The 25,846-nt window shown below is 61.9% G+C and carries 24 protein-coding genes; 11 read left to right on the forward strand and 13 right to left on the reverse strand.

The window, feature by feature from the left end; all coding sequences use genetic code 11:
• Positions 1–22 precede the first annotated feature (22 nt).
• Positions 23–910: a LysR family transcriptional regulator gene (locus HYX42_RS16080; protein WP_293404824.1), complete on the forward strand. Its 888-nt coding sequence runs from the start codon at positions 23–25 to the stop codon at positions 908–910.
• Positions 911–939: 29 nt separating this feature from the next.
• On the opposite strand, the gene HYX42_RS16085 is transcribed toward HYX42_RS16080, so the two are convergent.
• Positions 940–1,473 carry a flavin reductase family protein gene (locus HYX42_RS16085; RefSeq protein ID WP_293404826.1) on the reverse strand — a complete coding sequence of 178 codons (534 nt, stop codon included), beginning with the start codon at positions 1,471–1,473 and terminating at the stop codon, positions 940–942.
• A gap of 74 nt (positions 1,474–1,547) precedes the next feature.
• On the opposite strand from HYX42_RS16085, the gene HYX42_RS16090 reads away from it, so the two are divergent.
• On the forward strand, positions 1,548–2,489 hold the full coding sequence (locus tag HYX42_RS16090) for a M14 family murein peptide amidase A (protein WP_293404828.1): 942 nt from the start codon (positions 1,548–1,550) through the stop codon (positions 2,487–2,489).
• 19 nt (positions 2,490–2,508) lie between these two features.
• On the opposite strand, the gene HYX42_RS16095 is transcribed toward HYX42_RS16090, so the two are convergent.
• On the reverse strand, positions 2,509–2,817 hold the full coding sequence (locus HYX42_RS16095; protein WP_293404830.1) for a hypothetical protein: 309 nt from the start codon (positions 2,815–2,817) through the stop codon (positions 2,509–2,511).
• A gap of 241 nt (positions 2,818–3,058) precedes the next feature.
• Between HYX42_RS16095 and bktB the strand changes: the two genes are divergently transcribed.
• Together bktB and HYX42_RS16105 are read left to right on the forward strand one after the other, a co-directional pair.
• A complete protein-coding gene (gene bktB, locus HYX42_RS16100; protein ID WP_293404832.1) occupies positions 3,059–4,243 on the forward strand; it encodes a beta-ketothiolase BktB in 1,185 nt (394 codons plus the stop codon).
• A gap of 24 nt (positions 4,244–4,267) precedes the next feature.
• On the forward strand, positions 4,268–4,588 hold the full coding sequence (locus tag HYX42_RS16105; protein WP_293404834.1) for a hypothetical protein: 321 nt from the start codon (positions 4,268–4,270) through the stop codon (positions 4,586–4,588).
• Positions 4,589–4,912: 324 nt separating this feature from the next.
• Here HYX42_RS16105 and HYX42_RS16110 read toward each other — a convergent pair whose 3' ends face one another.
• Both HYX42_RS16110 and HYX42_RS16115 read right to left on the reverse strand, forming a co-directional pair.
• Complete coding sequence (locus tag HYX42_RS16110; RefSeq protein ID WP_293404836.1) at positions 4,913–6,079, reverse strand: PHB depolymerase family esterase; 1,167 nt, start codon at positions 6,077–6,079, stop codon at positions 4,913–4,915.
• A 242-nt stretch (positions 6,080–6,321) separates the two neighbouring features.
• Positions 6,322–6,885 carry a hypothetical protein gene (locus tag HYX42_RS16115; protein ID WP_293404839.1) on the reverse strand — a complete coding sequence of 188 codons (564 nt, stop codon included), beginning with the start codon at positions 6,883–6,885 and terminating at the stop codon, positions 6,322–6,324.
• A 356-nt stretch (positions 6,886–7,241) separates the two neighbouring features.
• Between HYX42_RS16115 and HYX42_RS16120 the strand changes: the two genes are divergently transcribed.
• Positions 7,242–7,814 (forward strand): helix-turn-helix domain-containing protein, encoded by a 573-nt coding sequence (locus tag HYX42_RS16120; protein WP_293405438.1) that lies wholly within the window; start codon positions 7,242–7,244, stop codon positions 7,812–7,814.
• A 34-nt stretch (positions 7,815–7,848) separates the two neighbouring features.
• On the opposite strand, the gene HYX42_RS16125 is transcribed toward HYX42_RS16120, so the two are convergent.
• Both HYX42_RS16125 and HYX42_RS16130 read right to left on the reverse strand, forming a co-directional pair.
• Positions 7,849–8,694, reverse strand: a complete 846-nt coding sequence (locus HYX42_RS16125; protein ID WP_293404841.1) for a metallophosphoesterase — start codon at positions 8,692–8,694, stop codon at positions 7,849–7,851.
• A 75-nt stretch (positions 8,695–8,769) separates the two neighbouring features.
• Positions 8,770–10,299, reverse strand: a complete 1,530-nt coding sequence (locus HYX42_RS16130) for an ATP-binding protein (RefSeq protein ID WP_293404843.1) — start codon at positions 10,297–10,299, stop codon at positions 8,770–8,772.
• A 193-nt stretch (positions 10,300–10,492) separates the two neighbouring features.
• On the opposite strand from HYX42_RS16130, the gene HYX42_RS16135 reads away from it, so the two are divergent.
• Positions 10,493–10,675: a hypothetical protein gene (locus tag HYX42_RS16135; protein WP_293404845.1), complete on the forward strand. Its 183-nt coding sequence runs from the start codon at positions 10,493–10,495 to the stop codon at positions 10,673–10,675.
• Positions 10,676–10,717: 42 nt separating this feature from the next.
• Here HYX42_RS16135 and HYX42_RS16140 read toward each other — a convergent pair whose 3' ends face one another.
• The gene (locus HYX42_RS16140; protein WP_293404847.1) at positions 10,718–11,716 is read right to left on the reverse strand and encodes a tripartite tricarboxylate transporter substrate binding protein; all 999 of its coding nucleotides are present in this window, start codon (positions 11,714–11,716) and stop codon (positions 10,718–10,720) included.
• Positions 11,717–11,801: 85 nt separating this feature from the next.
• Positions 11,802–12,758: a LysR family transcriptional regulator gene (locus HYX42_RS16145; protein WP_293404848.1), complete on the reverse strand. Its 957-nt coding sequence runs from the start codon at positions 12,756–12,758 to the stop codon at positions 11,802–11,804.
• 198 nt (positions 12,759–12,956) lie between these two features.
• Here HYX42_RS16145 and HYX42_RS16150 point away from each other — a divergent pair, with 198 nt between their 5' ends.
• Positions 12,957–13,463 carry a hypothetical protein gene (locus HYX42_RS16150; protein ID WP_293404849.1) on the forward strand — a complete coding sequence of 169 codons (507 nt, stop codon included), beginning with the start codon at positions 12,957–12,959 and terminating at the stop codon, positions 13,461–13,463.
• A gap of 106 nt (positions 13,464–13,569) precedes the next feature.
• On the opposite strand, the gene HYX42_RS16155 is transcribed toward HYX42_RS16150, so the two are convergent.
• The 4 genes from HYX42_RS16155 to HYX42_RS16170 all read right to left on the reverse strand — a co-directional run bounded on the left by HYX42_RS16155 (position 13,570) and on the right by HYX42_RS16170 (position 19,160).
• Positions 13,570–15,429 (reverse strand): phosphoenolpyruvate carboxykinase (GTP), encoded by a 1,860-nt coding sequence (locus tag HYX42_RS16155; protein ID WP_293404850.1) that lies wholly within the window; start codon positions 15,427–15,429, stop codon positions 13,570–13,572.
• Between the two features lie 442 nt (positions 15,430–15,871).
• A complete protein-coding gene (locus tag HYX42_RS16160) occupies positions 15,872–17,413 on the reverse strand; it encodes a FecR family protein (RefSeq protein ID WP_293404851.1) in 1,542 nt (513 codons plus the stop codon).
• A gap of 29 nt (positions 17,414–17,442) precedes the next feature.
• Positions 17,443–18,834, reverse strand: coding sequence for a hypothetical protein (locus tag HYX42_RS16165; RefSeq protein ID WP_293404853.1), 1,392 nt, complete (start codon positions 18,832–18,834; stop codon positions 17,443–17,445).
• Between the two features lie 155 nt (positions 18,835–18,989).
• Entirely contained in the window at positions 18,990–19,160 is a 171-nt protein-coding gene (locus tag HYX42_RS16170) for a hypothetical protein (protein ID WP_293404855.1), read from the reverse strand.
• Positions 19,161–19,269: 109 nt separating this feature from the next.
• Between HYX42_RS16170 and HYX42_RS16175 the strand changes: the two genes are divergently transcribed.
• On the forward strand, positions 19,270–19,731 hold the full coding sequence (locus HYX42_RS16175; RefSeq protein WP_293404857.1) for a glycine zipper family protein: 462 nt from the start codon (positions 19,270–19,272) through the stop codon (positions 19,729–19,731).
• 136 nt (positions 19,732–19,867) lie between these two features.
• Here HYX42_RS16175 and HYX42_RS16180 read toward each other — a convergent pair whose 3' ends face one another.
• Positions 19,868–21,070, reverse strand: coding sequence for a threonine ammonia-lyase (locus HYX42_RS16180; RefSeq protein ID WP_293404859.1), 1,203 nt, complete (start codon positions 21,068–21,070; stop codon positions 19,868–19,870).
• Positions 21,071–21,276: 206 nt separating this feature from the next.
• Here HYX42_RS16180 and HYX42_RS16185 point away from each other — a divergent pair, with 206 nt between their 5' ends.
• From HYX42_RS16185 to HYX42_RS16195, 3 genes are all read left to right on the forward strand, one after another.
• Positions 21,277–23,643, forward strand: a complete 2,367-nt coding sequence (locus HYX42_RS16185; RefSeq protein ID WP_293404861.1) for an ATP-binding protein — start codon at positions 21,277–21,279, stop codon at positions 23,641–23,643.
• A gap of 203 nt (positions 23,644–23,846) precedes the next feature.
• Positions 23,847–25,478 (forward strand): FAD-binding protein, encoded by a 1,632-nt coding sequence (locus HYX42_RS16190; protein WP_293404863.1) that lies wholly within the window; start codon positions 23,847–23,849, stop codon positions 25,476–25,478.
• A complete protein-coding gene (locus HYX42_RS16195; protein WP_293404865.1) occupies positions 25,475–25,804 on the forward strand; it encodes a 4Fe-4S binding protein in 330 nt (109 codons plus the stop codon). Before HYX42_RS16190 ends, HYX42_RS16195 begins: the two co-directional genes overlap by 4 nt.
• The last annotated feature ends 42 nt before the right edge of the window (positions 25,805–25,846 follow it).

Raw genomic sequence — 25,846 nt, forward strand, 5'->3', positions numbered from 1 at the left:
CCTGTTCCCATAAGAGATTCACATGGAAACCCGACACCTGCGCTATTTCCTTGCAGTTGCTGAGACTGGAAGCCTGACCCGTGCTGCGGAAACACTGGGCGTGGCGCAGCCTGCCCTCAGCCAGGCACTGGTGCGGATGGAGGGTTTGCTGGGGGTCAAGCTGTTTACGCGTTCGCGAAGGGGTGCTGAACTCACTGTGGCAGGCCAGGCAATTCTTGAGGATGCGCGCCTGAGCCTGGCCCGCATCGACGCAGCCACCGAGCATGCGCGGCTGATTGGCCAGGGCATTGCCGGCCGGCTCACCATTGCCTTTGTAGCCACGGCGTCACTTCAGTTGCTGCCCGAGGCGCTGTATGCGTACCGGCAAAAAACGCCCCGTGTGGAATTCATCCTGCGCGAGATGACCGACCTCGACCAGGTCGCAGCGCTGGAAGCCGGCACCATCGACGTCGGGCTCCTCTACACCCCCATTGAAATCCATGCGCGCATGAAGCAGCGTGTCATTGCCCGCTACCGCATGGTCGCGGCAGTGCGTGAAGATTTTCCTGTCGGTGCCGATGGCAAGGTGTCACTTGCCGACGTGGCGCGCGGCGGCCTCGTGCTTTTTGGCACGCACGAGGCTCCGGCCTTGAGGGCGGCGGTGCTGACCGCGATCCGCAAGGTGGGGGAGCATGCGGAGATTGTTCAGGAAGCCAGCCGCACCACCACCGTCCTCGCCTGCGTTGCTGCGCATTGCGGCAGCGCGCTGGTCTCAAGCGCCACCGCCCGGGTGTCTTTCCCGGGCGTGCGTTATGCCGAGGTGCGCGAAGTGCACATGCTGCCGACCATGGAGCTCAGCGCTGTCTGGCCAGCGCGTTCAAAGCCCATGCTGGCAGACAACTTTGTCGATCTGCTGCCGAGCGCAGGGTAAACAGGTGCAGAGCGGCGGCGGGGCCGGCCTTAAAGCGGATGTTCGCTGTAGAACCGGCCGCCGTGAAACAGCAGCGGTGATGCGCCGGGGCGGTGGTTGCAGCGTTCCACCTCGCCGACAAAAATCGTGTGGTCACCCTCTGCATAACGGCTGCGGTTAAAGCACTCAAACGTGGCCGCCGCGCCGGTAATGAGCGGCAGGCCTGCTTCGCTCTCTGTAAAGGCCACATCTGTCCAGCGGCCTTCGCGCTTGCCGGCAAAACGCTCGGCCAGAGCCTTCTGGTCTGCCGCAAGAATGTTGATCGCGTAGTGCGAGCCGGCGCTGAAGATGGCCATTGAGCTGGCTGCATGCGCCAGGCTCCAGAGCACCAGCGGCGGGGTCAGTGATACCGAATTGAAGGAGCTGGCCGTCAGGCCTATGAGTTCGCCGCTTGCCGCGCGTGCCGTGACGATGGTGACGCCGGTGGCAAACATCGCCAGCGATGCGCGAAATTCCTTTTGTGAGAAACCCGGCGCCTTTGCTTTGACTGGCTGAGCGGAAGCCTTGTTATTGGTTAAAGCCATTGGGCTAATTTACCCCAAGCCCCCAAGCCTTGCCGGATCGTCCTGTCATGGCCGGCAGTTAAACTTGGAAACCGATGTCTTTCATGCTCCTCCTGCGCGCCAGTACTGCTCCATCCACTCTTGCCGCCCTGGCCCTGTTTTGCGTGGCAGGCGCCGTTACCGGCAATGCGCAATCTGCCGAGCCCTGCGACGAATTTGTCGCCCGTCTGCCCAACGTCACAAAGCACTTGTGTGAATCGGCAAAATTGCAGCCCACCACGGCGAAGTCGGTCAATGGCCGCGCCCTGTGGGTTCGCGACATCAACCCCGGCAACGCCACTGTCAGGGTGCTGGTGCTGGGCGCCATTCACGGCGACGAGCTGTCGTCTGCGTCCATGGCACTGCAGTGGATACGCATGGCCGAGCAGCCTGCCGACATGCCGCAGGTGGTGCACTGGCGCTTCATACCGGCACTTAACCCTGACGGCCTGTTCAGCAAGCCGCCCAAACGTGTCAATGCCAACGGCGTGGATCTGAACCGCAACTTCCCCACGCCGAACTGGGAGCGTGATGCAAAAATCTACTGGGAAAAGCGCACCCGCAAGGACCCGCGCCGCTTCCCCGGCCCGAAGCCGCTGTCAGAGCCCGAGTCGCGGTTTTTGATTGAAGAAATGCAGCGCTTCAAGCCGCAGCTGATTGTCAGCATCCATGCGCCTTACGGCGTGCTTGACTTTGACGGCCCGGCAAAGGAAGGCTTTGTGCCGCCGTCCAGGCTGGGCCGGCTTTACCTTGACCAGGTGGGCATCTTCCCCGGCTCGCTTGGCAACTATGGCGGGGTACACAAGGGCGTGCCGGTGGTGACGATTGAATTGCCCAACTCGACCCGCACGCCGCTGGACGCGGAGATGCGCCAGATGTGGCTGGATTTGCTGCGCTGGATCAGCGAACGCATGGGCCCCGCCAATCGTGCCTTGCAGCCCGGTGTCGATGTGCCTGAAACGCCACCGGCAGCCGCGCGTACCCTGAAAACACCTTGAAGCGCCGGCGTGGCGCGCCTTATTTCTGCTTCTGGTAGGCCGTGTTCATCTCGGGCGCCTTGCTGGTGTCCTTCTTGCCGCTGTCGATGTCCTTTTTGGCCTGTTTGATGGCCGGGTCGGGTTTGTCGCTGGTCATGTCGGTGGACTGGTCGCGCTCATGCGGCATGGCCAGGCTGGCTTCATCCGACACATCCTGAGGCGTGTGTTCGAGGTCCGCGCTCTCCCTGTCCCTGCCGGGATGAGGCACCCTGACGGGCATGCCCTTGCCAGTGCGGGTGGTGTGGCTGATGTCGGGCTGTGTGTCCTGGAATTGCGGTGTCTTGGCCATATGGAGGCCCTTTCCTTGTCTCTGTGATGGCCTTATTTTCCGTCTCATGCGATGGGGGCAATGTAGTCACGGGAAAGCGGCAGGCGTAGGCGCAAAACGCATGCGCCCTGGCTCATGAAACCGCCTTTGGGGGCCGGGCGGCGTAACAGTCAGTAAGATGGCGGGTTGCCCCGCCGTGCAGAGGGTGGCTGTTGCCCATGTCTGCCGGCCCCACAGGTCATTCATTCACAAGGAGATTCCCATGAGCCGTGAAGTTGTTGTTGTCAGCGGTGTGCGCACCGGTATTGGTACTTACGGCGGCAGCCTGAAGGACATTCCACCCATAGAGCTGGCCACCACCGTTGTGCGCGAGTCATTGGCACGTGCCGGCGTTGAAGGCAAGGACGTCGGTCATGTGGTCTTCGGTCATGTGGTCAACACCGAGCCGCGTGACCTTTACCTGTCGCGCGTGGCCGCCATCCAGGGCGGCTGCCTTGAAGGCACGCCGGCGATGAACGTCAACCGCCTGTGCGGCTCCGGCCTGCAGGCCATCGTGTCCGCAGCGCAGACCATCATGCTGGGCGATGCCGATGTCGCCATTGGCGGCGGTGCAGAAAACATGAGCCGCGGCCCCTACGCCAGCCTCAACACCCGCTGGGGCGCACGCATGGGCGACACCAAGCTGGTTGACATGGTGCTGGGCGCGCTGCACGACCCTTTCAAGACCATACACATGGGCGTGACGGCAGAAAATATCGCCGCCAAATGGGGCATCACCCGTGAAGAGCAGGACGCCATCGCGGTTGAAAGCCACAACCGCGCACAGCGTGCCACCGAGGCCGGCTACTTCAAGGACCAGATCGTGCCCGTCATGCTCAAGAGCAAAAAGGGCGAAGTCGCTTATGTGGCCGACGAACACTTCCGCCCCGACTGCAGCCTGGCCGACATGGCCAAGCTCAAGCCCGTCTTCCTGAAAGAAAACGGCACCGTCACCGCAGGCAATGCATCCGGCATCAATGACGCTGCTGCAGCGGTTGTGCTGATGGAAGCCGGCGCAGCCAAGGCCAGGGGCGCCAAGCCGCTGGCCCGCCTGGTCGCCTATGCACACGCAGGGGTCGATCCGCAATTCATGGGCATAGGCCCCGTGCCTGCGACCAAACTCGCGCTGCAAAAAGCCGGCCTCAAGATCAGCGACCTTGATGTGATCGAAGCCAACGAAGCCTTCGCCGCACAGGCCTGCGCGGTGACCCGCGACCTCGGCCTGGACCCGGCCAAGGTCAACCCCAACGGCTCGGGCATCTCGCTCGGCCACCCGATTGGCGCCACAGGCGCGCTGATCACCGTCAAGGCCATTCACGAGCTGCAGCGCATCAAGGGCCGCTACGCGCTGGTCACCATGTGTATTGGTGGCGGTCAGGGCATTGCTGCGATTTTTGAGCGTATGTAAGGCTGCCGGCGCGCTGCATGCGGCGTGCTGACTTCAAACCTTGATTCCGTGAAGCTGCGCACCAAGGTGTTGATGGCCCTTGCCGCTGCCGCGGCGGAAACGCTTGTGGCGCTCTGGGTCACGTCAGGCACCTACACCTCGCCGGGCAAGGTACTTCATGCGGCGGTGCTGGTTCCTCCATACGTGCTGGTTGCAAAAAACGAAATAACAGGGTTCGCCGCAACGGCGATTCCCTTCCTCACCTATTTCGCAGCCTCGCTGTTGCTGGTTTTCTGGCTTTTTCGCGAAAGAGGCACGGGCTCGCCGGATGGGCAGCGTGCGGCCTCAAGGCCCAAGCAGTCCTGACCGGGAGGCCTAGATTGCTACGCTTTTAATAGCTACTCGCGTGCGTGCTTATTGGCCTGAAGGCGGATTTGATGCCTTAAAAAGGCTTCTGGACGCCAGTTTTGCTGCTCCCTGTAGCCGTTTCAGGCAAGCGAGATGAATAATGCGTCATAAATAAATCCTTAAGTGAATAAGGTGTTATTTATGACGCATTATTTTCAAGCGGCTCTCTGGGGGAGCCATTTGCAGGCTGAAAAGCTGCTCAAAGGCCTGTTTTGAGGGTTCATTTTGGCCTCCAAGCCAATAAACACGGACGGGAGAAGCTACAAAATTAATAGCAATTACTCAGGACTTGAGGCTGTGCTGCAGAAAAAACGCCAGCATCGCCGCAGAAGCCGACGGCCCGTCCGGATCTGTGTATGAACCTGCCGAGTCGCCGCCCGACCAGGCGTGCGGGCCGGCGTCTATGCGCCAGTGTTCTACATACGATGGCCCGTCGGCGACGCGGTAAACCGTCTTCTCGGTGCTGGTTTCCTGTGTGTCGGCGCCGACCTTGCTGCGGCTTTTGACCAGCGGCAGGCCTGATGCCTTGAGTGCCGCGAGGGCCGCATCACTGATGTGGTCGCCGTTGTCGGGGTGCACGGTTTTGTCGCCGCTGCCGTGAAAGACGATGGTGGGCATGGGCGGTGTGGCCGAACCCTTGGCGCCGCGGCGCATGGCGCCGAAGGCGGACATCAAATCCTGCGCCGCGCCCGAGGGCAGGCCTGAATGCACGCCGACGGCGGCAAAGATGTGAGGGTAAAGGCCTGCCACCACGGCGGCCATCGCCCCGCCTGCCGACAGGCCTGCAATGTAAACCCGCGATGGGTCGGCGCGCTGGCCGTTGTAGTCGTTGGCCAGCACCTGCTGGGTCAGGGCGGCAATCATGCCGGGCTCGCCTTCATCAAGCTGCTGGTGTCCGGGTTCAAACCAGTTCCAGCAGCGATGGGCGTTTGATTTGGAGATCTGCTCGGGGTAAAGCACCATGCAGCCCTGCTCCTCTGCCAGCGCGTTCATGGCGGTGCCTCGGGCGAAGTCCTGCGCGTCCTGCTTGCAGCCGTGCAGCAGCACGATCAGCGGCATCGCCGCCTGGGCTGCGGCATCGCCGCCTGCGGGCGGAGCGGGTATGTAGAGGCGGTAGGGGTAGCGCTCGCCATTGAAAGTGAATACCCGCTCACTGAAAGCGGCCTTGCGTGGCCGGGGCGTGACGGGCGCTTCTGTTTCTGTGCCCGGCTTATCGACCACCATGACGTCTTCGACATCCGTGAAGGTGGTTGCGTCTGGCTTTGCCGGTCTCGCGGCGGGGCGGCGTGCCCTGGCAGGCGTTGGCCTGAGAAAGGGGCTGAAGTCCGGGCTGGCGACGGGGTTGAGCAGGGTGCGCTGGATGAGCCGGGTGGCGTCCATCAGGCTGCCCACGCCCACGGCCCGGCTGGCTTTCAAAAAAAGCTGGCTGAGTGTTTTTGGCCTGCGCATGGATTACCTCTTTTCTATGCAACCAAAGAAAATGGTGCACTGCAGCAAAGAATACGCTTTTTTTGGTTTGTGCGTGTAGGCGGGAGGCGCGCGGTGGGGAGGTTGTCAGCTTTTGGACAAGCTTTACCATCGCGCACAGAGGGGGCGCAACGTAGGTTCGCCTGGGGTTGGCGAGATGGGCGTATGGAGTGCGTTGTGGCCAAAGAGGCCGCGCAAACGGGGGCCGGAAAGGCCCGCCAGGGTTACAAGTTCTGTGACTTGAGCGTTTCGCGCAGGATTTCCGCCTTGTTGGCGTCAAACTGCCCTTCAACCCGTGCCAGCACGTCACCGTCGCGGTTGACCACCACGGCATAGAACTGGTCGGTGCCCTTCAGGCCTGCAGAGCGCACAAAATCGGCCCGATCTGCAAAAACCGGCACCAACCTGGCGCGGTCCCCCGGGCTGGCATAACGCTGAAGAAGCCTGGTTTCGACGGCACTGCGGCCGCTGGCGGTGCCCGGGTCGTTCAGCACCGGCATGCGCATCCACGCAATGGTGCTGTCGTTGTTCAGGTTGAGGCCGTGTATCCAGCTGTCCGCCAGGGCGCGCTGGCTGCGCTCGAAAGTGATGAGCGCCAGGGTTCTGTCAGAGGGCAGATCAGTGGAAAGCGACAGCGGCTTGTGCGCCAGCGCATGCGACATCATCTCGGGCAATCGGCCCATCACGCTGGATTCACTGGGCGACGCGACCGCGAGACCCAAAGCCAGACCGGTCGCGGCCAGCCAGGCTGTCACGTAGGTCAGAGGACTTTTCATGTCGATCTTCATGGTGCTCTCCTTGGGCCTGGCAACACTGTTTCAGGAGTGCGAACGCCGTGCCAGATGCGTTTGCCTGCATGTTCCACATCTTCATGCAAGATGCATGCAAGATACTCTCCGATGCTGCACATGCGCAATTTAAAAATTGGAACAATTGGTTAAATACTGTTTGGTAACTTCGCAAGTTCACAGGCCAGAAAATGGGTGTGCCATCTGTTTTCAGACCTTCAAGCCGCTTTATGGCTGCTGCTGACTAGAATGTTCCCATGTCCGTCAAGCCCAGTCTGTCAGCCAAATCCGCGATTTCCAGTTCCCCACGCAAGACAGAGCCTGCCCCGCCTGTAAAAGTTTCATTCAAGGCGCAAATGCTGCTGGCGCGCGAAGACGCCATCGTGCTGGCCGTGAACCGCCTGCTGGCTGAAAAGGGCTTTGACCTGATGACGGTGGACGAAGTGGCCACCGAAGTCGGCATTGCCAAGGCCAGCCTGTACAAACATTTCTCAAGCAAGGAAGACCTGGCCGCCGCCGCCATGGTGCGCATACTGCGTCTGGCGCAGGACTTTCTGGCGACCTTGCCGGCAAAAGCCAAACCGCTGGCACAGCTGGAGGCAGTGGCGCGCTGGATGCTGGAGGTGCATCTGGCGGGCGAGATGCCCATCCTGCCGAGCCAGAACTCCAGCCTGCGTGCCAACCTGATGGGCAACAAGGATTACCTCAACCGGCTCATGGCAGTCAGTGACCACATCGGCAACTGGATTGAGGCGGCGCAGAAAGACGGATCACTGAACCCGAAAATCCCCGCGCTGGTGGTGCTTTATACGCTGTATGCGAGGGCCTGCGACCCGGTGCCCGGGTTCCTGAAAGCCGGCGGCACGCACTCTGATGCAGAGATTGTTGATCTCGTCATGGCGACCTGTTTCAACGGGCTGAAAGCGTGAACGCGCCCAGGGCCTGGTAACGGGTCAGGAGGCCCTAAATCGTCACACAGAAGTCCGGCCTGAAGGCCTCCTGCTCGCCCTTGCCGGCATAACCCAGCGGGTTCGCGACCACGCGGCAACCCTGAGAGACATAGTCAATGGCACAGTGCAGGTGGCCGTGCATCCAGACATCGGCCATTGGCAGCAGGTCGTCCAGTGAATTGCAGAAACCAGCCGTACCGGGCACCAGGCCATAGCGCGGATCAGCGCTCAGCAGGCTGGGCGCAAAGTGGGTGATGACCACCGTCTTGCCATCAAACGGAAGCGCCAGCGCCGCCCTGAGCCAGGCCTGGCTCTTCAGGCTTTCTTCACGCATGGCCTCGGCCAGCATGGGCTCGCCCCCGCGCAGCGTGTGGTAGCTCTTCAGATAGAAGTTGGCCGCGCGGAAGGCTTTCTGGCGCTCCTTGAGTTGCGCACCCAGTGTCACCTCGCCGCCTGCGGCCTGCAGTGTGGTGAGGGCGTCAAAGTCCGTCCAGAGCACACAGGCGATAAAACGCACACCGCTCCAGATCAGGCTCTCACGCTCCATCCAGGTGATGCCCAGGCATTCGCAGGTCTCGCGCAGGCGCTCATGTGTGGCATCGAAATCGAGCCCGTCGTATTCATGGTTGCCGGGGATATAAAACACAGGCACCGGCCAGTCTGCACCGCCCTGCGCGACGGGCAGCGGCGAAAAACGCGCCAGGCCAAAGTCGGCAATGCCGCGTTCGGCCAGCAGCGAGCCTTCCTGGTAGGAGCCGATATCGCCGGCGAGGACCAGCAAATCGGCGCCTGGCGCAGGGGCAACAGTGAAATGCGGGTGGGATTCGAGGTGCAGGTCGGAGATAAGCTGGATATTCACCCTGCAATTGTCCAGTAAAGAAGCCGGTGAACCGCAGAGTGTGCGAATGTCAGGCGAGCGAACGTGGGGGCCATCTCACACAAGCGGGGCGAGTAGCTGGACCGTGAAGGTTGAGCCCTTGCCCGGCTGGCTGCTGACCTCAATCGTTCCCTGGTGCAGGTCCACGCACTCCTTGACGATGTGCAGCCCTATGCCTGTGCCGGCGATGTTGCCGACATTGGTGCCGCGGTGAAAGCTGCCGAACAGGTGCGGCAGGTCGGCCTCGGGTATGCCTATGCCCTGGTCGCTGATGCGCAGGTGCAGGTAGTCGCCTACACCCGAGACTTCAAAGGTTACGGGCGTGTCGGGGTCTGAATATTTGAGGGCATTGCCCAGCAGGTTGACCACCACATGCCGCAGCAGTTGCTGGTCGGCAGCGCGCGGCGCATCAAGGCCGTTGCAGGTGAGGGACACCCGTTCGCCCTGGCGATTGCCCAGCTCGAACTCGGCCATCATCCTCACCAGCCATTCGGGCACTGCCAGCGGCTTTGCCTCGAACTTGAAGGTGCCCAGCTCAAGCCTGCTGGTCAGCAGCACCTGCTCGACCATGCCGGTCATGCGGGCCACTGCGGTCTTGATCTGGCCCAGCAGCTCGCGGCGCTCTTCGGCCGGGAAGCTGGCGCCGTAGGCATCCAGCAGCTCGACTGACGACAGGATGGCGGCAAGCGGCGTGCGGAATTCATGCGAGGCCACCGCCACAAAACGCGACTTGAGTTCGGACAGTTCACGCTCATGCGCCAGTGCCTTGCGCATGTCCTGCTCGGTCTGGCGCTTGGCGGTGACATCCGTTAAAAAGTTGAGCGTGGCCGGCTGGCCTTCCCATTCAAACGCAACGGCGCTGATCTCCAGCCAGCGCAGCGGGCTGTCCGCATGCTGGACGCGGAACTGGTAGTGGTTGTCGACCACTTCGCCGCGCGAACGCCGCATATGCCTGTCAAGCACCATGGCCCTGTCGTCGGGGTATATGAACTCGATGAAGGGCCTGGATTTAGCGGTTTCTTCATCCAGCGCGGTGAACTCCAGCGCCTTGGGGTTGGCATACAGAATGCGCCCTGCTGCGGTGACCAGGATGCCTTCACTGACGTTTTCCACAACAGCGCGGTACTTGGCCTCGGAGTCCTGGCGCTTGTCGATTTCGACACGCAGCTGTTTGGAGGTGTCTACCTGCCAGGTGATGTTGGTGGCCAGGTGGATGATGCGCAGCAGCTCGCCTGACGGGCCGCACATGGGCAGTGCGCGCTGGCTCAGGCGTGCGACTTCGCCGCTGGGGCGCCTGACCCGGTAGTCTTCCGTTCTTGGGCTGGAACTGGTTTGCAGCTTGAGCACGCGTTCACGCTCGCCCATGTCTACATATTCCAGCCACATCCAGGGCGTGTCTGCCAATGCTTCGGCGGACAGGCCCCAGAACTTTTCAAAGGCGGGGTTGGTGTATGTGATGCGTCCGGCCCTGGGATCCCATGACCACAACATCACGTCGATGTTGGCGGCAATCTGCCGAAGCAGCGCCTCGCCGGGCAAGGCGCTGGTGGCAGGTTTGGCCTGGGTGTGTGAAGAAGGCGTCGGCATGTCAGGAGCATAGCGGCTTGGTCAGGCGCGCCGCTGGCGGGTTCATTGCCCCGAAGAGGCGTTTATGCCCTGTCATGGCGGCGTTCATGCGGGTTTGGCATGGATCTGGGCCGGATGGGGGCTTGCAACCCTAGGGAAAACCCTTATTCTTGGTTTATCGCAACTTTGCACCGCCAGCCTGGTGCCTTTTGATATGAACAGCCTTCTTGCCCAAATCGTTCGTTTGATGCCTTTTGCCCCTGTGGCGGGCACAGGCGATGCTGACGGCGTCGCCCAAAACCTGCTGGAACGCGCAGAAGCGCGTGCCGGCCGCAACCCGCAGCAGGCGCGTGAGCTGCGCCGTGCGGCTTTTGCCTACCTCAGCGTCGTACGCTGAGGTTCCCAGGCTTTTCAGCGTCGTACGCTGAGGCCCCGATCCTCACATCCTGACGCCCGCACCCTTTACCGTAGGTGCCAGGGCAGCGACCTGCTCCTTCACAAAGCCGGTAAAAGCCGCCGGGCTCATGGGGCTGGTGGTGATGCCCAGATCCAGCATCTTCTTTTTGATTTCCGGCGATGCCAGGATCTCGTTGCAGGCTGAATTGAGCCTTGCCACCACGTCGGCAGGCATTTTGGCCGGGCCGCTCAGGCCGAAAAAATTGTCCAGCACAAGTTTGCGGTAACCGAATTCGACCACGCTAGGCACATCCGGTACCAGCGGTGACCGTGTGGCCGATGTCACCGCCAGCGGCACCAGCTGGCCGCTCTTGAAATACGGCACATAGGCCGTCAGCACGTCCATGCCTATGGGAATGACGCCTGCAATCAGGTCCGTGGTCATGGGTGCGCCGCCGCGATACGGAATGTGCTGCAGGTTGACGCCCATGTTCTTTTTCATCAGCTCGCCGTAAATGTGGCCAATTGATGCCGGGCCCCCCGAACCGAAGTCCAGCCTGCCCGCCTTGCGTGCCTGGGCTTCCACGTCGGTGATGGTCTTGATGGGCACGCCGGGGTTGGCCATCACCACGCAGGGGGCGTTGCCGATCAGGGCGATATGGGTAAAGCCTTCAACCGGGTCATAGGGCTGCTTTTCAAGCGCAAAGGGTCCAATGGAAATGGGCGTGGAATTGCTCAGCATGAGGGTGTAGCCGTCAGCAGGCGCCTGCGTGACGACCAGCCCGCCGACACTGCCGCCCGCGCCGGGCCGGTTGTCGACCACCACGGCCTGGCCGAGTTTTTTGCCGAGCTGTTCCGCCATCACACGCGCCACGATGTCGCTGGCACCGCCGGCCGGAAAGGTCACGACCAGCTTGATGGGCTTGTCCGGCCAGTTTGCGAAAGCAGGCAAGGCCATGCTGGCCGCGCCCGCTGCGAATGTCTTGAGCGCGGTGCGGCGTGAAAAGTGGCTGGAAACGACAGGTTTGACGAGGTGTGGCATGGCGTGGCCTTCAGTGGATTGTGTGCAAAACTGTATGCAATATCCGTGCCCTCCCGCTGAATTTAATGACCCGGCCTGCCAGCTTTCAGACGGCGAAAGCCTTCTCTGCAGCCCGGCTGACGGCCTGCCTGAGCCACATGTGCGCGCTCAGTTGTTCAGAACGCCTGTGCCAGACGGCATCCACGTGCACGGGCGCCACATCAAAAGGCAGGGGCCGCAGCACCAGCTGTTCCGCAATGCCGGTCACCCGCACAAAGTGCCTTGGCAGCACAGTCAGCAGGTTGGAATTGGCCACTACCCGGCCGGCCGTGAAAAACTGGTTCACGGTCAGCACCACCTGCCGCTTGCGGCCCAGCGAGGCCAGTGACTCATCGATGAACCCGAACGGACGACCCGAGAAGCTGACCAGCATGTGGCGCGCCGCACAAAAACGGTTCAGCGTGAGGGGTCCGCTCGCCATCGGGTGGCCGGTGCGCATGACGCACACGTACTCGCCGTCATACAGGCGCAAATGTGAAAAAGCCACCGGCTCACCTGCCTGGGCACGGGCTGTCAGGTCGGCCAGGACCGGGGGGAAGTAACCCACGGCAAGGTCGGCCGATTCTTCGTCCAGCAAGCGGCGCGGGTCACGCGTGGTGAGGGGCACCACGCGTATGGAGACGCCCGGCGCTTCGTTCTCAAGAATGTCGACAAGTCCGGGAATCAGCTCTGCGGCAGTTGCATCGGCCATGGCCAGAACGAAGGTGGAGGTCGCATCGCCAGGTACGAATTCGTTGGGCACCAGTGATTCCTGCAGGCGTTGCAGGGCTTCGCGTACCGCCGGCCAGATGGCCACCGCACGCGGTGTGGGCGCCACGCCCTGGCCGCTGCGCTGCACGAGTTCGTCACCCAGCGTCTCGCGCAGGCGGCGCAGGGCATTGCTGACGGCAGGCTGGGTCAGGGACAGGTTGCGGGCGGCACGTGTGAGGCTGCGCTCGGCCATGACTTCGTCAAATACCCGAAGCAGGTTGAGGTCCAGGGTGCGGAAGTTCGGTGGATTCATGCGTATAGGCGCTTCTCTGATGGGAAACGAAGGCAAACGGAGGTTAAGGCCGCTTTTTCTGGCCGATTATGCCAATTCATCACCGATGTGAATGAAATACATCATAAATATAAAGTTGAACAGCATTAGTGATAACCCTAAGATACATGCACCAGAAGATATTGTCTCAACTGGTAAAGCTAACAAAGGGGAACCATCATGACCAGCTTCGTCCATCTCGAGTATTCAAACCAGCACCCAGGCGTTGCGCGTGTTGAATCGGCTGTGGAAGCCGTACAACAGCTGAGTCATGGGTTTTCCAGCACGCGTGGCCTCGCCACACTGCTGCTGTCCGCCGTTGCCGCCGCCGTCATGGTCGTGGCTTACCAGGTGATGGACAGCGTTGCCGAAGGGCATCTCATGGTGATGTGGATCGGCATGTGGGCCGTCGCTTTCGCCGTGCTGGCATCCTTCGCAGGCGCGGCACGCAATGTGGCTGTCCGTATCAAGGCTGGCCTGGACGCCTGGTCGCGCAGCATGGCTGCGTCGCGTGCCGACGAGCGCATGTGGTCTGTCGCCCAGTCCGACCCACGCGTCATGGCTGACCTGCGTATTGCAGTTACTCGCGAGGAAGGCGAAGCCTCTCCAGCACCGGTCGCCAAGGCGGCTCGCACTTTCAAGGCCGGCAGTGCAGTACTTCGTGCCTACCAGCGCAACTACATCTGATGCGCCTTCTGCCGTGATTTAAATATTGCGGCATAAAAAAGCCACCTCGCGAGGTGGCTTTTTTGCGTCCTGGATACACGCGAAACCGGCAGTCGCCGGTGCTTCTTCAGGCTGCCAGGCGCTGTTCGATGGCTGCCTTGGTGTCGGTCAACTCTTTAGGCAGGTGGTGCGCCAGTTGCTGGAACAACTCGGTATGCAGTTCCAGTTCCTTGACCCAGGCGGCCTTGTCGATGCTGGTGACGGTCTTGAACTGTTCGGCGCTGAAGTCCAGGCCGGTCCAGTTGAGTTCTTCGTACGACGGGCTGACGCCGAATACATTTTCTGAACCCTTGGCGCTGCCTTCGAGGCGATCGATCATCCACTTCAGGACGCGCATGTTCTCGCCATAACCGGGCCAGACAAACTTGCCATCCTCGCCCTTGCGGAACCAGTTGGTGGTGTAAATCTTGGGCAGTCTTGCGCCGGAGGCGGCGAGCTTTTCGCCCATGGTCAGCCAGTGCTGGAAGTAGTCGCTCATGTTGTAGCCGGTGAAAGGCAGCATGGCGAACGGGTCGCGGCGAACAACACCGGCCTGGCCGGTGGCTGCCGCAGTGGTTTCGCTGCCCATGGTCGCGGCCATGTAAACGCCTTCAACCCAGTTGCGCGCTTCAGTGACAAGTGGCACGGTGGTCGAGCGGCGGCCGCCGAAAATGAAGGCGTCAATCACCACGCCCTTTGGATCATCCCAGGCGTCATCAAGTGCCGGGTTGTTGACGGCCGCAACGGTGAAACGTGCATTCGGGTGCGCAGCCTTGGCGCCGGTTTCTTTCGCGATCTGAGGTGTCCAGTCCTTGCCCTGCCAGTCGATCAGGTGCGATGGCACAGGGCCGTCTTTTTCCATGCCTTCCCACCAGACATCGCCGTCATCGGTCAGGCCGACATTCGTGAAGATCACGTTCTTGTCGAGGCTGGCCATGCAGTTCGGGTTGGTGTGGAAGTTGGTGCCAGGTGCCACGCCAAAATAACCGGCTTCGGGGTTGATCGCGCGCAGCGAGCCGTCAGCTTGGGGCTTGATCCAGGCGATGTCGTCGCCGATGGTGGTGACCTTCCAGCCGTCAAACCCGGCTGGCGGCACCAGCATCGAGAAGTTGGTCTTGCCGCAGGCGCTCGGGAAGGCCGCTGCCACGTGGTACTTCTGGCCCTTGGGATTGGTCACGCCCAGGATCAGCATGTGTTCTGCCAGCCAGCCTTCATCGCGGCCCATGTTGGATGCGATGCGCAGCGCGAAACATTTTTTGCCCAGCAGCGCATTGCCGCCGTAGCCGGAGCCGAAAGACCAGATCTCGCGGGTCTCAGGGTAGTGCACGATGTATTTGGTCTTGTTGCAAGGCCATTTCACATCCTTTTCGCCGGCAGCCAGCGGGGCGCCAACGGTGTGCACACAAGGCACAAACTCGCCTTCCACACCCAGCACCTCAAACACGGCCTTGCCCATGCGGGTCATGATCTTCATGTTGACGGCCACATAAGGGCTGTCTGAAAGCTCGATACCTATGTGTGCAATCGGAGAACCCAGCGGGCCCATGCTGAAGGGCACCACATACATGGTGCGGCCCTGCATGCAGCCGTCAAACAGCGGTGCAAGGGTGGCGCGCATCTCGGCGGGGGCCATCCAGTTGTTGGTCGGGCCGGCGTCTTCCTTTTTGGCCGAGCAGATATAGGTGCGGTCTTCAACGCGCGCCACGTCGGTCGGGTCGCTGCAGGCCAGGAAGCTGTTGGGGCGTTTGGTTTCGTTGAGCTTTTTGAAGGTTCCGGCGTCCACCAGTTGCTGGCACAGGCGCTGGTACTCGGCGTCGCTGCCGTCGCACCAGTACACGCTGTCCGGTTTGCACAGGGCGACCATGTCGGCAACCCAGGCAACCAGCTTCGCATTCCTGACATAGGCCGGTGTGTTGAGGTTCAGGCCTTGCATCGCGGGGTGGTTCATCGAAATCTCCAAAGTTATAAAAGGCGCAATTTCGGCTAACGTCGCGGCAGGGTCCACAGGCTTCAGGTGAGCTGTGCTGCGACGTTAGTCGAAAGGGCGCATTGTTCAGGGCGGGCCAACGTCGGCAGGCCTCAGGGATCACACCATCTGAAAATCGCTGAAGGGTGCAAATCGGGGCGCAAAAGTCGGCCTTCGCTGGCTTTTTTTGGGTATCCGGACACCCGCCATGAAGGTCATTTTAAGAACTTCGCGACCTCACGCATGACGATTTGGGGTAAAAGTTATGCAAAACATGCATGACTTTATGCGTCAATTTTCGAGCCGCTGGGCGCGCTCCTGGTCCGCGGGAAAAGGGTGATTTGCCCCGCTGGGGTGAGCGCATTCGCCGCTGCGGGGCGGTTATTCCTGCGGGATGCAGGCTTTATGGGCGTTGCGTGGCGGGCTACTGCCGGGCGAAAGCGGCGACGGTGCCTGCGGCATTGGGTTTTGAGGTGTTCAACTGCGTGTTGGTCACCTTGATGGCCGCAGCGTAGCCCTGCATGTTTTCCCCAACGAATTTGCCATTGATGGAGGCTGCGGTGGTGCCTGTGCAGCCCGTGCAGCTGACGTTGGCCAGGTTGCTGTTGCCGCCACCTATGCTCCAGGTGTTGCTGGCGGCAACGGAGTACGTGGTCGCGGTGGCCTGCTGCGCGTTGGTGCCAAAGCTCATGGTCATGGCTGTGACGTTCTGGATTTTCCCGGTGCCATAGTTCACCATCAGGTTGCTGCCCGTGAAGGTGCCAACGCGGCCATAGTTGTCGGTAGGCGCTGTGCCCCCCACATAGTTGTATTGCGCAATACCCGATGCAGGCAGCGCGATGGTGGGTGAGTCGCCCCAGATGTGGTGGGACCCGACACTGTTGACGGAGCCTGCATTTGGTGCCTCGTACATCCAGTAGGCCCCTGCTGCCGCGCTGCTGCCAACTGTCCTGACAGGCGCAAACGCGGCCGCCAGTGTTTGTGCGTTGGTGAAAAATGAGTTGCTGACTTCCCTGGCCTCGGCCCTGATATCTGCGGGCGAGAAGTTCTTGAAGCTGATCTTCGTCTGGTCCGTGCCGGTCGGGCTGTAAAAGCCCTCAAAGTCAAGTACGGTGATAAGGCTGCTGCTTTTTGTGTTGATGACTGTTGCGGGCAAGTCGCTGGAGGCAACCGTCGTCAGGGGGGCGATGAGATTAACGGACGGCGAGCTTTGCTGAACCAGTTGTGGTGAAGTGGACACCCTGGCACCCGAGCTGGTGCTGGATCCGCTGCTGGCAGCGTCTTCCCCGCTGCTGCCGGCTGCGGCGGTGCTTCTTCCGCGGGCGGCAGCCATCCTGTCGTTCAGGATGGCAGGTGGTGCCAGCAGCCTGATGGGCGGGCTGCTGGCCGAGGGAACGTGAAAGGAGTCCTGCTGGCTGAATTCCTGGCTGCCTGCGCTGTTGGACACCGTGATGCGGCCATCCGTGACACCACCGAAAGTGCCGTTGCTCTCCATGGTGCCGTCAGGCCGCGCGCAGTCGTTGTTGCACGACACCACGCTGAAATGCGTGCCGCGTATGCCTATGGTCGAGGTGGCCGTACGCACGGCGTAATTGCTCTGGTTGGCCTTGCCGATCAGGCCGGTGATGGTGCGCATCCCGCCCTTGAGCAGACCCATCAGGGACTGGTCGCTGCCGGCCTGACCTTCAAACCGGTAGTTTTCTATCTTGAACTGGCTGTTGGCACGCAGGGCCACCACCGACTCGTCCGTGAAGCGGACCTGCAGCATGCTTTTGTCGCCCACTGTCAGCGTGTCGCCACTTTCGACCAGCGCGCCATTTTGCAGAGGGATCTGCTGGCCCGCCCGCTCCAGCGTGGCGCTGCCGGCGATGGCGAGGACCTTGCCCGCCGGCACCGCCCAGGCCGGCATACCCGAACAAAGTATCAGGATGGCGCCTGCAATCGTGCTTTTTTTGCCTTTGTTCATGCTGCTTCCCCGTTGTGTGCTGCGGTTGATTACCTGAACTCATAGCGAAGCTTGAGGGCAAGCTGGTCGCGGTTGTAGCTGAAAAACCCGATGGTCGATTGTTGCGCGATGCGCTGGTACTCAGTGCGCAGCAGCCAGCTGCGGTCGATGGCATAGCTGGCGGAAAGATCAAGCGCGAGGAATTCGTCCCGACGCGGCGACAGGCCGGGCGCATAGTCGCGTTCATAGCGGCTATTCTGGTAGCTCAGGCCGCCACCCAGGGTCCATCTGGCAATGGGCTGCAGGGTGATGCCGGTCCTGATGCCCCACAGCCCGCGCGACAGGTCTGGCCTGTCCTTGCGGTTTTTTTCCTCGCCCATGTTCAGGCCCAGCATGAGCTCCGGGCTCCATGCGTGTGAAAAGTTGCGCGTCCAGAAGCCGGAAATGTTGGACAGCCTGCTGTCGCGCACATCCGCACCGGAAGCCACCTTCACCGTCTTGTTGATGTCCAGCCAGGTGTCAATGTTTTTATAGGCCTGGTCGGACCACTGCAGGGAGACGCCGTAGCGGTTGAACTGGTCGCCCTGGTATTGCCATTCGCCCACCACGGTTGTCAGGTTCAGGTAGGGCTGGGTACCCAGCGCGAGGTGTGTGAAGTCAAGGCCCAGACGGTAGAGGCTGCGGCCCTGCAGCACTGAAACGCCGCCCTGCAGCGACAGCAATGACTGGTTGAAAACGTCGCTGTTGCCCTGGCGATGGATACGTCCCGACACCTGGCTGCCGCCATACAGCGCCACGCCGGGCGCCACCGGGTAGACGCCCTGGATGCCGGCGGCCACCGTGCCGAAGAGGTCGGAGCGCTTTTCTGAAGACTGACCCGGCGCAATGACGACGCCCGCCGGAAGTCCGGCCACCTGGCCGCTGGCGATGCCGCTGTTGATGTTGCTGTCATGGCCGCCGCCGATTTCGACAAAAGCCGACGAGGTGGGTTTGTAGCGCGACTCCCGGGCGCGTATGGCGTCCAGAAACAGGTTGATGTTGGTCAGTTCGCCGCCGGAAGCGCCGGCGACGAGTGCAGAAAATTCCTCACGCGCGCGGGTGTCCTCACCAAGGATGAAATAGCCGCGCGCAAGCTGGAACAGCGCCGACCGGTTGTCCGGAAACTGAAGCAGGTAACGCTCAAGCGCCAGCACACCTTCTCCGGGCACGCCTGCGTTGAGGGCGGCAATGCCGAAGTAAAAATCAAAAAGCGGTGTGCCCAGCGAGTCCGGTGATGCCTTGCCTGCCGCATAGGCTTCGCGGTCCTTGCCTTGTTCCAGAAGCGCCTTGACATCGTCTGCCGGCGCGGCTGCTGCATCAAACCCGGCAAGGCAGAGCGCTGCCGCCCACGCCGGCAACCCTGCGCTGGCAGGTATTTCATTTTTTGGTGTGCCCTGCCCCATGCTGCCCCTTTTTTGCAAAGGGTAGCACGGCAGCTTGGGTGAATGCTACAAAGTCAGTAGCGCTGAACGGCCGTTGTACGCAGCAATGTTGCGTGACGGCTGCAGTCCTGAGGAAAAAGCCCCGGTTTGGGGCGCTTTGAAGTGGCCCGGGCCGCTCAGGCCATGTAGACGGCGATGAAGGCCAGCAGGAACATCAGCACACCACCCGCCAGTGGCAGGATGAAAGGCGCAGCATGTGCAATGCCTTCAACGATGTCCTGCTCCTGCGCCGGTGTCGGGCTGGTATGGGTGGCGTTGGTGGTCTGTTCTGCTGCGTTGGATGTCATGGGAATTCCTGAACTGAAACTTGGGGACTGCAGCCGATTTTACATTCACCGACATTGAGGGGGCAATGCCGGGCTTTTCGTCGTCCGGACAGCTGATTAGACTGCGGGCATGAACATCACTTCAAGACCCGAATCAGTTGCAATCCTTCTGGCTGGCCTGCTGCTGCTGTCAGGCTGTGCCGCCACAGGCCCGAACAGCCCTTCTGCCAGGCCGGTGCTGTACCCCAATGCAACGCTTAACCGCGTCGGCCCTGCGCAGGGCCAGGCAGAAATTGATGCCTGCATCTCGCGCGCCCTGGCTGCGGGTTTGACAGCCGACGAGAAAAACAACGCGGTTGCCAGGCGAGCAGGGGAAGGCGCGGCGACGGCCGGCGTTGCCTCCGCCGTGGGGGCACTTCTCACGGGCCGCAGCAGCGATGTGCTGCGCTCAGGCGCCATAGGCGCGGCCGTCGGTGGCTCTGCAGGTGCGGTGTCAGGCGCTTTTCACAATGACAGGCCGAATGGCACTTATCGCCAGTTTGTGCAGCGTTGCCTGTCAGAACGTGGCTTTGACGTCATCGGCTGGAATTAGATGTTGGCCCCCACGTTCGTTCACTTCGTGTAACTCTCTGCACCCCGAGGGGGCGCTGCGCCTGCGGCCCGGCATAGCCGGTTCCGCGGCCCTGGCTTGCGAAGGCATCGCTTGGGTCCCGCCCTGATGCCAGTTTTCAATGCTGCTCGGAAGCTTCGAATCCCGCGGTGTTGAGGGCGGCAATCACCTGCGCTATGTGATCGCGGCCGCGGGTCTGGATCACCATTTCAATCTCCACGTTTTGCGCTGCCAGCATGGTGAACGCGCGCTGGTGATGCACTTCATTGATATTGGCGCCAGCCTCCGCAACAGTGGCGGTGATTTTTGCGAGTGAGCCTGGTACGTCGCGCGCGCTGACCGTGATGCGGGCCAGACGCCCTGCGCGAACCATGCCGCGTTCGATGATGGCGGCCAGCAGCAAGGGGTCGATGTTGCCCCCGCACAGCACCAGGCCAACTCTTTTACCGGCAAAACGCGCCGGGTATTTCAGCAGCGCAGCCAGTCCGGCGGCGCCCGCGCCTTCAACCAGTGTTTTTTCAATCTCAAGCAGCATCACCATGGCCTGCTCGATGTCGCCCTCATCGACCAGCAGCATGTCGTCGACCAGCCGCGCAATGATGGCGCGCGTGATGTTGCCGGGTGTGCCCACCGCAATACCTTCGGCGATGGAACTGGTGCCCTGCGGGTGATGTGTGCCCTTGATGGCATTGACCATGGCCGGGAAACGTGAGGTCTGCACGCCGATGATTTCAATGCCCGGCTGCATGGCTTTGGCGGCAGTCGCCATGCCCGCAATCAGGCCCCCGCCGCCCACGGCGATGACCAGCGTGTCCAGGTCGGGCAACACCCTCAGCATTTCCAGGGCCACTGTGCCCTGCCCGGCCACAACGGCCTCGTCGTCATAGGGGTGAACAAACACCAGGCCCTGTTTTTGGGCGAGTGCCAGCGCATGGGTCCGCGCCTCTTCCAGCGTGTCGCCGTGCAGCACCACCTCGGCACCGAAGCCGCATGTGCGTTCAATCTTCACGCCGGGCGTGAAACGGGGCATCACGATCACGGCGCGTATGCCCAGGCGCTGCGCATGGTAGGCCACACCCTGTGCATGGTTGCCGGCACTCATGGCGATCACCCCGCGTTTGCGTTCGTCGGCAGACAACTGCGCGAGCTTGTTGCAGGCGCCGCGCTCCTTGAAGGATGCCGTGTACTGCAGGTTTTCGAATTTGAGAAACACCTGTGCGCCGGTGACTTGTGACAGCGTACGTGATTCCACGCATGGTGTGTCGAGCAGATGGCCGTCCAGCCGTTTCGCAGCGCGCTTTATGTCTTCAAGGGAAAGCATGAATGTCCTTTGGGGCCGCCCGGGCTCTGTTCCGCGAGGCAACAGGCGCACCGTTTTGCCGGATTATGTGACCACCCGGCCCTTCCTGTAGCGTATTCCACACGAGTGTTTTGCAACAAGTGTCTTCCAACATTCCCAAAGCTGCGTTATGGTGAGGTGTCTGGAGGGGGTTCGGTCAACGTTCTTTACAAACTGGAGGTTTGTTCATGAGCAAGCGTTCCGTGAGTGACCAGTCGCAATGGCTTTTGTCACCGGGCCTGAAACAGGCTCCGGTGCTGGACCTGATGTGCTCGCATTTCGTGCTGACACTGGCCGCGCGCCAGGGCGCCAAGTTCAACGTGCGCCGCGACCTCAACAGCCTGCTGTCGCTGTCGGGCCGGCACCTTGTCTGGCCCCTGCCCGCCCTGCTGCGCCTGCGCGAATTTCTGGGCCGCCGGTGCAAGGACAACGAATTCTGGCGCGGCCACGAGGCACTCAGTGATGCAGAATTCCTCACGCGCCACGGCACCTGGCGCGGCCCTTACGAAGAAGGCACGCTGTTTTTCTATCTCGATGAACACGCCAAGGACCAGCCCAAAGACCTGCTCTCGGTGTTGAGCGCCACCGGTGAGTGGCTCACGCACGCGCTGAAAAAGCAGTCAACCCTGGTCGAGAAAAACATTGATGCGCTGGCCAACCTGCTGCAGCTCAACCGTGCCGAGCGCGCGTTGCTGCTCTACGGTACGCTTGCCCGCTATCAGCGCGACCTGCGCTCGCTGCTGGTCGAGTTCAAGGTCAACAACGCGCCCGAGGCCTACGCTGCGATTGCAGACGTCGCCGGCGTCAAGGCGCCTGACGTGGCCGAGGCCCTGCGTGCCGGCTCGCGGCTTGAGCGCATAGGCATGGTCGAAAACCTGATTTCCGAACACAACATCACGGACCTTGCCGACCTCATGAAGGTCAGTGAAAAACTGCCGCCCGTGCTGATGCGCGAGTACCGCGACCAGAACGAGCTGATGGCGGTCTTCACGCGCCCGGCTGCGCGCAGCGAGCTGGGCCTGAATGATTTTGCCTTTGTGCAGGAGGACGCCGACGTGCTGGTGTCCCTGCTGCGCAATGCGGTGGCCGGCAAGGAGCAGGGCGTCAACGTGCTGCTGTACGGCCCGCCCGGCACCGGCAAGACCGAACTCGCCAAGGTGGTCGCGCAGGCCGCGGGGCTCGACCTGTTCGAGGTTGAATACGCTGACCGCGACGGCAACTCGCTGAGCGGGCGTGACCGCTACCGCTCGCTGCAGATCGCGCAGGTCTTCCTCAAGGGCAGCACGCATTCGGCGCTGCTGTTTGACGAGGTGGAGGATGTCTTTCCGCCGATATCCAGCGAGGCCGCGCAGCTGCTGGCACGCTCCGAGCAGATGCCTTCACCAGTAAACGGCTCGGTCAATGGTAAGGCCTGGGTCAACCAGATCCTTGAATCGAACACCGTGCCCACGCTGTGGGTCACCAATCGCATTGAGCAGATAGACCCGGCCTTTCGCCGCCGCTTCGCCTATCACCTCGAGTTGCGTTCACCACCGCCTGGTGCGCGTGAGGGGGTGGTGCGCAAGACGCTGGAAGGCGTGCAGGTCAGCGAAGCGTTTATCGCCAAACTCACCGCACGCAAGGGCCTGACGCCGGCGCAGATACGCACGGCGGTGCGTTTCGCCCGGCTTGCCAGCGCACCCGAGGAAAAAATGGATGCACAGGTTGATGCAGCCGGCATGCAGGCCATCCTCCAGGGCGGGCGCCCCGCGCTGATGGAGTCGCTGATCGAGCGGCAACTCAAAAATGCCGATGTGGCGCTCGGCAACAAGGAGCCAGCCAAAGGCCGTCGCAGCGTCACGACCTATGACCTCGGCATGCTGAATGTCGAGTCGCGCTTTGAAGTGCCGCGCATTGTCGAAGCCCTCAAGAGCCGAGGCCATGGCACGCTGTGTTTCTACGGCGCGCCAGGCACCGGCAAGACCGCGCTGGCCGAGCACATCGCCAGGGCGCTGGACCAGCCCCTCATCATCAAGCAGGCCAGCGACCTGATGAGCAAATACGTCGGCGAAACCGAGCAGAACATGGCGGCCATGTTCAAGGAGGCCGAGCTTGAAAAAGCCGTGCTGCTGCTCGATGAAGCCGACAGTTTTTTGCAGGACAGGCGTGGCGCGCAGCGCACCTATGAAGTCACAGAGGTCAATGAAATGCTGCAGGGCATGGAGCGCTACGCCGGCATCTTCATCTGCACCACCAACCTGCTCGAAAGCCTGGACCAGGCGGCGCTGCGGCGCTTCACCTTCAAGATCAAATTCAAGCCCCTGACGGCCGTGCAGCGCGAGACGATGTTTGTGACCGAAGCCCTGGCCGGTGATGCTGCCTTGCTGACCCCAGAGCTACGCGCAAGGCTGGCGCAACTCGCGCAGATCTGCCCCGGTGATTTTGCGGCGGTCAAACGCCAGACAGACATCCTCGCCGCGACATTCACGGCAGAAGAGTTCATGAGCCAGCTCGAAGCCGAGCACCGCATCAAGCCCGAGGTGCGCGAGGCACGCAGCATGGGTTTCATGCACTGACGGGCTTCGCCCGCTGCACGCTTTCCTGCACTTCAGGCAGGAGCTTATGACGCATGTGTCTGTAGCGCGTGCCACCTACAGATAAGCACTAAGGATATAGAAATCCATTCGTTCCCATTTGAATGATCGCTTCCTAAACTGGCCCTCCGCTGCACGCTTCGACCTTTCGATGCGACACGCAGCTGATTCAAGGAGTGCGGTAAATGGGAACAAGGGATTTCGATACACAGCTGCTGTCCGGCGCTGCAGGCTCAGTGCGCCACGATGTTGATGTGCTGGTGATTGGCGGCGGCCCCGCAGGTGCATGGGCGGCGATCAGCGCGGCATCGACCGGCGCAAAAGTTCTTCTGGCTGACAAGGGTTATTGCGGCACCTCGGGCGCAACCGCACCCTCGGGCACAGGCCTGTGGCATGTGTCGCCTGAGGGAGATGCGCGTGAAAAAGCCAAGGACAGCCGCCTCGCCATGGGCGGCCACCTCGCCGAGCACGCCTGGATGGACCGCGTGCTGGCGCAGACCTGGGCCAATGTCGACAAGCTGACGGAATGGGGCTACCCCTTCCCCGTTGATGAAGATGGCCAGTTGCGCCGCACGTCATTGCAGGGCCCTGAATACATGCGCCTGATGCGCAAGCAGGTGAAAGCTGCGGGCGCCCGCATCATCGACCACAGCCCTGCGCTGGAGCTGCTGGTCGATGAACACGGCACCGTCTGCGGCGCGACCGGCGTCAATCGCCAGACCGGCGACACCTGGGTGGCGCATGCCGGTGCGGTGGTGATCGCCACCGGCGGCTGCGCATTTTTGAGCCGCGCGCTGGGTTGCAATGTGCTGACCGGCGACGGCCACCTGATGGCTGCAGAAGTCGGTGCAGAGCTGTCGGGTATGGAATTCTCCAACGCTTACGGGCTGGGCCCGGCGTTCTCTTCGGTGACCAAATCGCTGTTCTACAACTGGGCGACCTTCTATTACAAGGACGGCTCGCCGATTGAAGGCGCGGGTTCGGCGCGCGGGCGCAGCGTGATTGCCAAAACACTGCAGACCCAGCCGGTATTTGCCTGTCTTGATCGCGCCGACGACAACATCAAGGCCTGGATGCGCACCGCGCAGCCCAACTTTTTTGTATCGTTTGACCGCCAGGGCATCAACCCCTTCACGCAGCACTTCCCGGTCACGCTGCGGCTTGAAGGCACGGTACGCGGCACGGGCGGCCTGCATGTGGTGAGCGAGGATTGCTCGACCACAGTGCCGGGCCTGTACGCGGCAGGTGATGCCGCGACGCGCGAGCTGATCTGCGGCGGCTTCACAGGCGGCGGCAGCCACAACGCGGCCTGGGCGCTGTCATCGGGCTTCTGGGCCGGCGCCGGCGCTGCCGCATTTGGCCGCGATGCACGCAGCGGTGCCGCACGCATCGCCCTTCGCGCGGGCGGTGTGGCCCTGCAGGGCCGGGGCAGCCATGCACCCGACAGCGCAGAGGTCATTCGCGCCGTGCAGGCCGAGGTCTTCCCGTATGAACGCAATTGGTACCGGCGTGGTGATGTGCTTGAAGACTCGCTGCAGCGGCTCGATGCCTTGTGGGAACAGTTGCGCAGCGGTGCACCGGCTGCCAGCGCGCAGGAGGCCGTGCGTGCGCGTGAGGCGGCCGCCATGCTGGCGACCTCACGCTGGATGTACCGCAGCGCGCTGCAGCGCACCGAAACCCGCGGCATGCACCGCCGCAAGGAGCACACGGCAGTCGACCCGCTGCAGCAGCACAGGCTGGTCAGCGGCGGGCTGGATGAAGTCTGGGTGCGCAGGCAGGCCGTGAACTCAATCACCCCAACGGAGGCCGCGGCATGATTGAAATCGTGAGTGCCGAACGCTGCACGGCCTGCAACATCTGCGTGACCGCCTGCCCCACCAACGTATTTGACATGGTGCCGGGCAAGCCGCCGGTGATTGCCCGCCAGGACGATTGCCAGACCTGCTTCATGTGTGAGCTGTATTGCCCGGAAGACGCGCTTTATGTGGCGCCGATTGCCGACCATGCCTTCCAGGTTGAGGAGCACGAGGGCGACACCCGTGCACTGATGGGCAGTTATCGCAACGCCATAGGCTGGGGCAAGGGCCGCACACCCACCGCACGTATTGATGCGAGTTTTGAACTGCTCAAACGCGCGCATTGATTGCCCGGTTTAAACCACCGACCACCTTGAACAAATACAAAT

This window comes from Polaromonas sp. (assembly GCF_016185115.1).
Classification (GTDB): domain Bacteria; phylum Pseudomonadota; class Gammaproteobacteria; order Burkholderiales; family Burkholderiaceae_C; genus Polaromonas.